General features: G+C 33.9%; 6 protein-coding genes. 4 read left to right on the top strand and 2 right to left on the bottom strand.

Annotation, left to right across the window (positions count from 1 at the left end; translation table 11 throughout):
* Positions 1-94: 94 nt before the first annotated feature.
* The 4 genes from uvrA (at position 95) to BM289_RS10665 (ending at position 10,089) form a co-directional block, all read left to right on the top strand.
* Positions 95-2,926, top strand: a complete 2,832-nt coding sequence (gene uvrA, locus BM289_RS10680) for an excinuclease ABC subunit UvrA (protein WP_091493082.1) — start codon at positions 95-97, stop codon at positions 2,924-2,926.
* A 785-nt stretch (positions 2,927-3,711) separates the two neighbouring features.
* Complete coding sequence (locus BM289_RS10675) at positions 3,712-4,440, top strand: LOG family protein (protein WP_091493080.1); 729 nt, start codon at positions 3,712-3,714, stop codon at positions 4,438-4,440.
* A gap of 301 nt (positions 4,441-4,741) precedes the next feature.
* Positions 4,742-7,486 carry a gluzincin family metallopeptidase gene (locus BM289_RS10670; protein ID WP_091493079.1) on the top strand — a complete coding sequence of 915 codons (2,745 nt, stop codon included), beginning with the start codon at positions 4,742-4,744 and terminating at the stop codon, positions 7,484-7,486.
* 188 nt (positions 7,487-7,674) lie between these two features.
* The gene (locus tag BM289_RS10665; RefSeq protein WP_091493077.1) at positions 7,675-10,089 is read left to right on the top strand and encodes an alpha-ketoacid dehydrogenase subunit alpha/beta; all 2,415 of its coding nucleotides are present in this window, start codon (positions 7,675-7,677) and stop codon (positions 10,087-10,089) included.
* A gap of 244 nt (positions 10,090-10,333) precedes the next feature.
* On the opposite strand, the gene kdsB is transcribed toward BM289_RS10665, so the two are convergent.
* Both kdsB and BM289_RS10655 read right to left on the bottom strand, forming a co-directional pair.
* Positions 10,334-11,068, bottom strand: a complete 735-nt coding sequence (kdsB, locus tag BM289_RS10660; protein WP_091493378.1) for a 3-deoxy-manno-octulosonate cytidylyltransferase — start codon at positions 11,066-11,068, stop codon at positions 10,334-10,336.
* 137 nt (positions 11,069-11,205) lie between these two features.
* Entirely contained in the window at positions 11,206-12,615 is a 1,410-nt protein-coding gene (locus BM289_RS10655) for an ATP-dependent DNA helicase (protein WP_091493375.1), read from the bottom strand.
* Positions 12,616-12,677 lie beyond the last annotated feature (62 nt).

Here is a 12,677-nt window from a genome sequence, read left to right as displayed (position 1 = left end):
CTAGCGTTTTTTGTTACAATTTTTAACATAAACTTCTATAGTCTAGTACTAAAAGAACAAATCAAAGTGGTAACTTTGCGTTTTGCTCAAAATTATGTTAGAAAAAGACAATACTATTGAAGTTCTTGGTGCAAGAGTTCATAATCTAAAAAATATCGATATCTCCATTCCGCGTGAAAAACTGGTTGTCATTACTGGTTTATCGGGTTCGGGAAAATCATCCTTAGCATTTGATACTATTTATGCTGAAGGTCAGCGTCGTTATGTTGAAACTTTCTCTGCCTATGCGAGGCAATTTCTTGGCGGATTGGAACGTCCCGATGTAGATAAAATCGACGGACTTTCTCCTGTAATTGCAATTGAACAAAAAACGACCAGTAAAAGTCCGCGTTCAACTGTGGGAACTATTACTGAAATTTACGATTTCCTTAGACTTTTATACGCTCGTGGTGCTGATGCTTACAGTTACAACACAGGCGAAAAAATGGTTTCTTATTCTGATGAACAAATTAAAGATTTGATTATTCAGGATTATAAAGGAAAACGCATCAATATTTTGGCTCCGGTCATTAAAGCCAGAAAAGGACATTATGCTGAACTATTCCAACAAATTACGAAGCAAGGATTTCTAAAAGTCCGCGTAAATGGTGAAGTTCAGGATTTGGTTTCGGGAATGAAATTAGACCGTTACAAAACACACGATATTGAAATTGTGGTAGACAGAATGCAGATTGAAAATACGCCTGACAATCAGAAAAGATTATCAGAAAGTATCAATACTGCCATGCATCACGGTGAAAATGTTTTGATGATTCTAGATCAGGATTCCAATGAAGTTCGTTATTTCAGCCGAAATTTAATGTGCCCTTCAACCGGAATATCCTATCAAAATCCAGAACCGAATTTATTTTCTTTCAACTCTCCAAAAGGAGCTTGTCCGCATTGCAACGGATTGGGAACGGTTCATGAAATCAATGTCAAAAAGATTATCCCAAATCCGAAATTATCCATAAAAAGCGGTGGTTTTGCTCCGCTTGGCGAATATAAATCTTCTTGGATTTTCAAACAATTAGAAACCATTGGAGAAAAATTTGGATTCAAAATTACTGATCCAATCGAGAAGATTCCGGAAGAAGCCATGACGATGATTTTGTATGGCGGAAAAGATAAATTTGCCATAAGCTCAAAAGATCTTGGCGTAACAAGAGAATATAAGATTGATTTTGAAGGAATTTCTAATTTCATTAAAAATCAGTATGACGAAAGTGCTACAACCAGTATCAAACGCTGGGCAAAAGATTTTATGGACGAAATTCCTTGTCCGGTTTGCGAAGGTTCACGTCTTAAAAAAGAAGCATTATTCTTTAGAGTAAATGAAAAAAATATTACCGAATTGTGTGATATGGATATTTCAGACTTAACTGCATGGTTTCATGATTTGAATAATCATTTGACTGACAAACAGCTTTTAATTGCTTCTGAAGTTGTAAAAGAAATTAAAGATCGTTTGAACTTTTTAATGAATGTTGGTTTGAATTATTTGGCTTTAAGCCGAAGTTCAAAATCACTTTCTGGTGGAGAAGCTCAGCGTATTCGTTTAGCAACACAAATTGGATCGCAATTAGTTGGCGTTTTATATATTTTGGATGAACCTAGTATTGGTTTACACCAAAGAGATAACGAAAAACTGATTCAATCCTTAGAACAATTACGCGATATTGGAAACTCAGTTATCGTCGTAGAACACGACAAAGACATGATCGAAACAGCCGATTATGTAATTGATATTGGCCCAAAAGCCGGAAAATATGGAGGAGAAATCATTAGTATTGGAACTCCAAAAGAAACTTTAAAATCAAATACCATTACCGCTCAATATCTGAATGGTAAAATGAAATTTGATATTCCTAAAGAAAGACGAAAAGGAAACGGTAAATTCTTAAAACTTACAGGAGCTACAGGAAACAACCTAAAAAATGTTTCTATCGAAATTCCGTTAGGTCAGCTGGTTTGCGTTACAGGAGTTTCAGGAAGTGGAAAATCGACTTTGATAAACGAAACCCTCTACCCGATTCTGAATGCCTATTATTTTAATGGTGTTAAAAAACCACAGCCTTATAAAAAAATTGAAGGTCTAGAACATATTGACAAAGTTATTGATATCGACCAAAGTCCGATTGGACGTACACCACGCTCGAATCCTGCAACTTATACTGAAGTTTTCTCTGAAATCAGAAATCTGTTTACAATGACTTCAGAAAGTATGATTCGCGGTTATAAAGCAGGACGTTTCAGTTTTAATGTAAAAGGGGGACGTTGCGAAACCTGTGAAGGTTCTGGTGTAAGAACCATCGAAATGAACTTTTTACCGGACGTTTATGTAGAATGCGAAACCTGTCAAGGGAAACGATTCAACAGAGAAACTTTAGAGATTAGGTACAAAGGAAAATCTATTTCGGATGTTTTGGATATGACGGTTGACGAAGCGGTTCCGTTTTTTGAGAACATTCCGAAGATTCACAGAAAAATCAAAACCATTCAGGATGTTGGTTTAGGATATATTACACTTGGTCAGCAAAGTACAACGCTTTCAGGTGGTGAGGCACAGCGTATTAAACTGGCCGGAGAATTATCTAAAAAAGATACCGGAAATACCTTTTATATTCTGGACGAACCTACTACTGGATTACACTTTGAAGATATTCGTGTCTTAATGGAAGTAATTAATAAACTGGTTGATAAAGGAAATACGATTTTAATAATCGAACATAATATGGACGTAATCAAACTAGCCGATTATATTATCGATATAGGTCCGGAAGGTGGAAAAGGTGGTGGACAACTCGTTGCCAAAGGAACTCCGGAAGAAGTTGCTAAGAATAAAAAAAGTTATACAGCTAAGTTTTTGAAAAAAGAATTGGAGTAAAGAAAAGGTCTTTGTCAAAGTTTAGAACTTTGACAAAGATTTACATATAAATTCTTCTGAAAATATTGACCGATCCTACGGATCTTTTGTTCTGCTTTCACATATCAACGACGGATTAAAATCCGTCGCTACAATATTGGTCGAGCCTATGGCTCTTTTTTTCGAATTTGCTTTATTCTTTAACGGATTGAAATCCGTTGCTACAGTATAAATCGAGCTGATGGCTCTTTTAAAGAAAATTGCACTTTTAATGAATTCCTTAACAAATTAAACATCTAATAATAACTTCAAGATAGTAGTGAGGATTAATCCTTTGACAATTTTGATGATGATTGCAATGAAGTTCCGGAGGAACGATGTGTTTTGTAGCAACGGATTTTAATCCGTTGGGAATTTTGAGCCCGTTCAATTAAGTTCCGTAGGAACGGCACATTCTAAATTCACAATCTATATTAATACATTGATAATGAAATAAAAAGCACGAATCTATCATTATCTCAACATTAGATTTAGATTATAATTCCCGTTTTCCGTAACAATTCTGGAAAAAAGTGTTAATTTAGTGTCCGCTTTTTTTGAAAAATTCAAGCTTTTAAGGGGTAAAATATTTCAATTAAACCAATTGTTTATTTGAAACTAACTGCCCTAACCCTGATGAAAGCGACATCCTTTTGTGGTGGTCCCGATAGCTATTGGGACACAAAAGATATAGCGGACAGCAGGAATGAGCTCCTTATTTCAATTAAGCTAAAAACAGAATAACATAATAAATTAAAATACCTAAAATGAGATTAGAAGATTTTGATAATGATGAAGATAAAGTAATTCAGGATCGTTTAAAACAAAAAACGTGGAATGAAATCAGAACCAATGACAGCTGGGCAATTTTTAAAATTATGTCTGAGTTTGTAAACGGTTACGAAGCAATGGGACGTATTGGGCCTTGTGTTTCTATTTTTGGTTCGGCAAGAACTAAACCAGATGATAAATACTATCAATTGGCAGAAAAAATTGCTTATAAAATCAGTAAAGCAGGTTACGGTGTTATCACAGGAGGTGGTCCCGGAATTATGGAAGCTGGTAATAAAGGCGCACACTTAGGCGGTGGGACTTCGGTTGGTTTAAATATCGAATTACCTTTTGAACAGCATTTTAACCCTTATATTGATCACGATAAAAACTTGAATTTTGATTATTTCTTTGTGAGAAAAGTAATGTTCGTAAAATATTCTCAAGGTTTTGTTGTAATGCCGGGTGGTTTTGGAACTTTGGACGAAATGTTTGAAGCCATCACTTTGATTCAGACTAAAAAAATTGGAAAATTTCCGATTATTTTGGTGGGAGTTGAATTCTGGTCGGGCTTAATTGAATGGGTAAAAACAGTTTTGGTAGAAAAAATGCACACCGTTAGTCCAGAAGATTTGGATTTATTCAAAATTGTTGATACAGAAGACGAAGTTGTTGATGTTTTGGATAAATTCTACAAGAAATACGATTTGAGTCCGAATTTCTAAATATTTTCAAGCTAAATAAGTGATATAAGTATATTTAAGTGTTACGCTTAAAGCAATCCTTTTAAATGAACTTATATCACTTATATGGTTAAATTTTATTACAAATACGTAAAAATTGAAAGCTGTTTTTTTAAACAGCTTTTTTTATGCTATTTTTACAAAAATCCGAAGTAACTTTATTTACGTAACTTAAGTATGTCTGATAAATCTTGCGCCATTCTTGAAATTGTTTTTTAAAATCATCTGCCCAATTGTAGTTTTATTGTTTTCTGTAAAACTTTCAGCACAACATCTTTCTAAGATGGAGGTGGCGGTAAATCTCGAACTTAAAACACTGAATGTAAAACAGGATATTACGTATCACAACATTTCACAAGATACTTTAACTTCTATAGTTTTAAATGATTGGAATAATGCTTTTGCAGATAAAAATACGCCGTTAGCAAAACGTTTTTCGGATGAGTTCTATAGAGGTTTTCATTTAGCAAAAGCTGTCGACAGAGGCAAAACAACTATTTTGAGTCTTACTGATACGATGGCTCTTGAATGGGAAAGAAACGAAAAAGATCCTGATTTTATTATTGTTAAATTAAATCAGAGACTACTTCCTGGCGAAAAAATCGATCTTCATCTTACTTATATTGCTAAAATTCCTAATGATAAATTCACTCATTTTGGTTTTGATCAAAATGGTGGCATGTTGCTTAAAAATTGGTTTTTAAGCCCAGCTCGTTTCGAAAATCATAACTTCATAAAATACAACAATTTCAACTTAGATGATATTGCCAACGCTGCGACAGATTACCAAGTTGAAATTAAAATCCCAAATTCGTATTCTATTACAACCGATTTGAATTCGGTTTCTAAAGACGTTTCCAATAATGATTATAGTATTTATTCATTTTCTGGAAAAAACAGAACCGATTTCAGTCTTTATATTGAAAAACAAAGATCTTTTAGAACTTATGACAATGGTTTAGTTGAAGTGGAAACCAATTTAAAAAACAAGAAAATCGATGAAATTCAGAAAGCTATAATTATTGATCGTGTAGTTTCTTTTGCAACTGATTTTATCGGTCAATATCCGCACGAAAAAATAACAGTTTCACAGACCGATTATGATCGAAATCCTTTTTATGGATTAAATCAGCTGCCTTCTTTTATCAGTCCGTTTTCTGATGATTTTATCTTTGAAATTCAATTTTTAAAAACCTTTTTAAACAATTATCTCAAAAACAGTCTTCGCATGGATTCCAGAAAAGACAATTGGGTTTACGACGCAATTCAGATTTATGCCATGATGAAATATATGGAACTAAATCATCTGGATAAAAAAATGCTGGGCAGGCTCTCGGATATGAAACTCTTCAAAAGTTATAACATCACCAATCTAACTTTTAACGAACAGTACAGCTATTATTATATGCTTATGGCTCGTAAAAATCTAGATCAGCCATTGGGAGATCCAAAAAATACTTTGATCAAATTCAACGAGCAAATTGCCAGTAAATACCGTGCAGGTTTAAGTTTAAGCTATCTTGACGATTATTTAAACCATAATATTGTTCCTGAAAGCGTAAAACAGTTTTATAATCTCAACAAAAACCAGCAGACAAATCGTTATGATTTTGAAAAGATTTTAACTCAAAAAAGCCCAAAAAAGATAGACTGGTTTTTTAATACTATAATCGACTCCAGAGATATTATTGATTATAAATTTTCGAATGTATCAAGAACTCCCGACAGCGTCACTTTTTCCATTAAAAACAAAACTGGAATTTATGCTCCCATTCCTATTTACGGATTGAAGAAAAATAAAATCGTTTTTAAAGAATGGATCGAACCTAAAACAAAAGATTCTGTTTACGAATTTGAAAGAAAAAATGCCGATAAAATTGTTATAAACTATGATAATGAAGTTCCGGAATACAATCAGAGAAACAACTGGAAGTCATTAAAAAGTGTTGTTATAACCAATCGTCCTATTAAGTTTAATTTCGCTAAAGATTTAGAAGATCCTTACTACAATCAGATTTTATATATCCCAACTATCTATTACAATTATTATGATGGTCTTACTCCTGGAGTTCGTTTTCACAATAAAACTATTTTAGACAAGCCTTTTACTTTTGATATTAATCCTGCATTTTCTACTAAAACAGGAAGTTTGTCTGGTTCTTCTGCTTTTTCTTGGAATCAATATTATAGAAACAGTACTTTATTCAACGTTCGTTATTCTTTTAGTCAGAATTATTTCCATTATGCACCAGATGCGACTTATTTGAGATTAAATCCGATGGTAGTTTTCCGAATCCGTGAAAAAGATTTTAGGGACAATAGAAAACAACAGTTTTTGTTTCGTCAGGTCATCGTAAATCGTGAAGCAAGCGATTATATCACGGATAATTCCGAGCCTAATTATTCCATTTTTAATGCACGATATTCAAACACCAAAACGGAACTTATTGATCATTTTAATTTAATGACCGATTTACAGTTTTCCAGCGGATTTGGAAAAGTTTCCGGCGAAATTGAATACCGAAGATTATTTCAAAACAATCGTAAACTGAACTTAAGATTATTTGCTGGAAGTTTTGTTTATAACACCACAAACTCCGATTATTTTAGTTTTGGATTAGACAGACCTACCGATTATTTATTTGATTACAATCTTTTTGGAAGATCTGAAAGCACAGGTTTTTTTAGTCAGCAGTATGTAATTGCGGAAGGTGGTTTTAAATCACAGCTTGAACCTTCGTATGCCAATCAGTGGATGACGACTTTAAATGCCAGTTATGCCGTTTGGAACTGGGTAGAACTTTACGGAGATATTGGTTTTCTTAAAAATAAACATCAAAGTGAACATTTTGTTTACGATACTGGAGTACGTTTAAATCTAGTTCCTGATTACTTTGAACTTTATTTTCCAGTGTATTCTAATAAAGGATGGGAAATATCTCAACCAAATTACAATGAAAAAGTACGATTTATTATCACTTTTTCACCAAAAACATTAGTTACTCTTTTTACCCGAAAATGGTTTTAATCAAATAAATTTTAAACAAAATATTGCGAAATTATCAAAAATACCGATTTTTTATTTCAAACAACATAAATAAAACGTCCTGTTTTTTCATTTTAAATACAAATAATTAAATTATATTTAGTTTAAAGAATTATGATTATTGATTGTTTTTAAGTAATTTCGCGACATAAACATGACCCTTCAAGATTATGATAAAAGAAATAAACAATACTACATTGACATTTGAAGATTTCAAAACTGAGGTATTGAATGACTATAGAACTGCTGTAATCAGTCGTGAATGTAGTCTTTTAGGTCGAAAAGAAGTATTAACAGGAAAAGCAAAGTTTGGGATTTTCGGAGACGGAAAAGAAGTGCCACAGTTGGCAATGGCCAAGGCTTTTAAAAACGGGGATTTTCGTTCTGGATACTATCGCGATCAGACTTTTATGATGGCTATTGGCGAATTGGACGCAAAACAGTTCTTTGCCGGTTTATATGGTCATACTGATTTAGCTTTCGACCCAATGTCTGCAGGAAGACAAATGGGAGGACACTTCGTTACACACAGTTTAAACGAAGACGGTTCTTGGAAAGATCTAACAAAACAAAAAAATTCAAGCTCAGATATATCGCCAACTGCAGGACAAATGCCAAGATTATTGGGATTAGCACAGGCTTCTAAGATTTACAGAAATGTTGATGGAATTACCATCAAAGACAAATTTTCTGTCAATGGTGATGAAGTAGCTTGGGGAACAATTGGTAACGCCAGTACTTCTGAAGGTTTATTTTTTGAAACCATAAACGCTGCAGGAGTTTTACAGGTTCCAATGGTAATGAGCGTTTGGGATGATGAATACGGAATTTCTGTTCATGCTAAACACCAAACTACCAAAGAAAATATCTCTGAAATTTTAAAAGGATATCAGCGTGATGAAGATGCTAAAGGTTATGAAATCTTTAGAGTAAAAGGCTGGGATTATGCGGAATTGGTTTCGACTTATGAAAGAGCTGGAGCAATCGCAAGAGAAGAACATATTCCGGTTTTAATTCACGTAAGCGAATTAACGCAACCTCAAGGCCACTCTACTTCTGGTTCTCACGAACGTTATAAAAGTGCAGAAAGATTAGCTTGGGAAAAAGATTATGACTGTATCCGCCAAATGCGTTTGTGGATGATTGCAATCAATATCGCTTCTCCAGAAGAGCTTTCAGAACTTGATTTCGAATTAAAGAAACATGTTCTTGAAGCTAAAAAAGAAGCTTGGAATTCATTCATCAATCCAATTATTGAGGAGCAGAAAAATCTTCTTGAATTACTAGAACAAATTGCGGAAGCAAGCATCAATCATAAAGAAAGAATTAAAAAATTAATTTCTGAATTAAGTGCAATCAAAGCGCCTTTAAAGAAAGAACTATTAGTTTATGCCAGAAAGATTCTTCGTTTTATTGAAGTTCCGAACAGTAAAGTTTTATTGTCCAACTGGATTACGCGTTTCTTAACTGAAACTCAGGAAAAATTCAGTAGCAATCAGCATTCTGAGTCTGCTCAAAATGTATTTTCTGTTGAAAAAGTACTTCCTAAATATGCTGAAAATGCAAAACCAGATTTAGACGGAAGAATGATTCTTCGTGATAATTTTGATGCTTTATTTGCAAAGTATCCTGAAACTTTAATTTTCGGTGAAGATGTTGGAAACATCGGAGACGTAAATCAAGGTTTGGAAGGAATGCAGGAAAAATATGGAGAACTTCGCGTTGCCGATGTCGGAATTCGTGAAGCTACCATTATCGGCCAGGGAATCGGAATGGCATTGAGAGGTTTACGTCCTATTGCAGAAATTCAATACTTAGATTATTTATTGTACGCTATTCAAATCATGAGTGACGACTTAGCTACATTACAATATAGAACTGTTGGAAAACAAAAAGCACCGTTAATCATCAGAACTCGTGGACACCGTTTGGAAGGTATCTGGCATTCTGGTTCTCCGATGGGAATGATTATCAATGCTATTCGTGGCATCCATGTTTTGGTTCCAAGAGATATGACACAAGCGGCTGGTTTTTACAACACTTTATTAGAATGTGACGAACCTGCTTTAGTTATTGAATGTTTGAACGGTTACCGACTAAAAGAAAAAACGCCTTTAAATTTTGGTGAATTTAAAACACCTATTGGAGTTGTAGAAACTTTAAAAGAAGGTGCTGATATTACTTTAGTTTCTTACGGATCAACATTACGTTTGGTACAGCAGGCCGCTAACGAATTATTAGAATTAGGAATTGATTGTGAAGTAATTGATGTTCAGTCTTTACTTCCATTCGACATCAATAAAGACATTGTGAAAAGTATCGCAAAAACGAATCGTCTTTTAGTAATTGACGAAGATGTTCCTGGTGGTGCTTCAGCATATATTTTACAGCAGATTCTGGAAGAACAAGACGCTTATAAATATTTAGATAGCAAACCGCAGACTCTAGCTGCAAAAGCACACAGACCAGCATACGGAACTGACGGTGATTATTTCTCAAAACCTTCTGCTGAAGATATCTTCGAGAAAATTTACGAAATGATGAATGAAGTTAATCCTTCTAAATATCCTGCTTTATACCAGTAATTTAGAATATTTTTAGATATAAAAAAAGCTCCAAAATTTTGGAGCTTTTTTTATATCTATTCTTTGCCAAATTTTAAAACTATGACAAAGTTCTTTACGCAATCTTTGTCGAATCCCGAGTGCGATTTCTCCCTTCGGTCGAAATGACAAAAATAAGATTAACCCGTTGCAATAAAACAAAAATTCGTTTCAATCTGCGCTTTCGCGAAAGCGAATCCGTTTCATCCGCGTTCTATATCACGAATTAAATATCTTTCAACATCGTTCTGGCTCTTTGTAAATCTTCAGCTGTATCGATTCCAATTCCAACATGAGTTGTTTCGACCATTTTAATTTTTTTTCCAAACTCTAAATAACGTAATTGCTCTAATTTTTCAGAAGCTTCTAAAGATTTCATTGGAAGGCTGTAGAAATCTAGTAAAGCCTGTTTTCTAAAAGCATAAATTCCGATATGCTGAAAATATCTTACTCCAACATTTTTTTCTCTTGGATACGGAATTACAGATCTCGAAAAATACAATGCAAACTGCGATTGATCCACTACCACCTTTACATTATTCGGGTTATTAATTTCGTCTTCATTTGTAATTTCACGCATCAGCGAAGCCAAATCAACCTTTTTATCGGGATCATTTTTAAAAACAGATAATACTTGTGCTAAAGGCTCTGTTTCTGTAAACGGCTCGTCTCCCTGAACATTTACTACAATATCAACATCAAGATCTGCGATAGCTTCAGCAATTCTGTCGCTTCCAGATTCATGCTCTTTGATGCTCATAATTGCTTTTCCACCGTTGGAAACAATTTCGTCAAAAATCAAATCAGAATCGGTTACTACAAAAACATCATCGAATAGTTTTGTCGAAACCGCAGCTTCATAGGTTCTTAAAATTATTGTTTTGCCTCCTAAATCCTGCATCAGTTTTGCCGGAAAACGGGTTGAAGCATATCGTGCCGGAATTACCGCTATTATTTTCATTCTTATATTTTTATTTATCTCGTCCATTAGTAATTATTACACAAAGTTGCAAAAAGATTTTTTTTCGCCATGAATTTCACGAATTTTCACAAATTTTTTTAAAGCTTTGAATTAATGAAATTCATGGCGAAAAAACTTTACTCCTCAAAACTTTCGTCCTTAAACCCTATCAAATACAGCTTATTCTTTGCACGTGTCATTGCCGTGTAAAGCCATCTAATATAGTCACGATCAATCCCATCCGGTAAATACGGTTGTTCTACAAAGACCGTATTCCATTGACCTCCCTGTGATTTATGACACGTAATAGCGTAGGAGAATTTAACCTGCAAACCGTTAAAATATTCGTTTTCTTTTACTTTTTGGAATCTTTTGTATTTAGTTGGTTCGTCTTCATAATCCTTCATTACTTCTTCATACAAACGATTGGATTCTTCGTAAGTTAAAGAAGGAGATTCACTTTTTAAAGTATCTAAAATCAAAACGGTTTCAAAAGGTTTCTGATTTGGATAATCGACCATTCTGATTTTCACTTTCGCGAATGTAAATCCGTATAATTCTCTGATTCCGAATAACTCCAGAACTTCAATAATATCTCCGTTGGCAATAAATCCCGCTTCATCCGTTTCTTTCAGCCAGAAGTAATTATTCTTTACCACCATCAAAAAGTCACCAACCGAAAGTTCGCTTTCTTTAAATAAAATTCGGCTTCTGATTTGTTCGTTATATTGATTGGCTCTTTTGTTGGAACGAACGATAAAGGCTGTGTCTTCAATACTGTAATTGCTGTACGCCATATTGATTGCATCCTGAATATCGTAACCATCTGTTAATCGAACAATATCTTTAAATTTCTTTACATTAAATCGGAATTCTGTAATAAAGCTTTCTTTGAGTAATTCACGTAATTCTGTAGCATTATACAAAATCCCAGAACTTTCTTCTTGACGCATCACTTCGTCCAATTCGATATGTTCAATTTCTTTGCTGTAATGAAAACCCAAAGTATCGATATCTAAAGCCGGACTAACATCTAAATTAACCGGCGGAAGCTGAGCCGTATCTCCCAAAAGAAGCATTTTACAATTTTGCCCAGAATACACATAATTGATCAAATCATCCAGAAGCGAACCGCTATCTAACGTACTATCTGAAATCATCGACGCCTCATCGACGATAAAAATGGTGTTTTTATGTTTGTTAACCTGTTTTGTAAAAGCCACTCCTCCACCCGATGATTTTTTAGGAAAATATATTTTTTTATGAATTGTAAAAGCCGGATTATTTGAATAATTTGAAATCACCTTCGCTGCACGCCCAGTTGGAGCCAGCAAAACGTATTTCTTGTTAATATCTCCCAAATTATTTACGATTGTAGAAATTAAAGTCGTTTTTCCTGTTCCGGCATATCCTTTCAAAACGAAAATAGTGTCATTTTGTGGTTCGGTTAAAAAAATAGCGATTTTTTGAAAAAAGATATCCTGTTTAAGAGTTGGAACAAAAGGAAATCGTTTTTGTAAAATACCGTAAAAGTGTGCTGAATTCATAAGGAAAATTTGAAACGCAAAGTTCGCCTTTTTAAATGGCAATTTCAAATTTCAATTGCAAG

This window comes from Flavobacterium phragmitis (genome assembly GCF_900112575.1).
Classification (GTDB): Bacteria; Bacteroidota; Bacteroidia; order Flavobacteriales; family Flavobacteriaceae; genus Flavobacterium; species Flavobacterium phragmitis.
The sequence above is the reverse complement of the archived record's forward strand: the minus strand, read 5'-3'. Positions and strand labels throughout refer to the sequence as shown.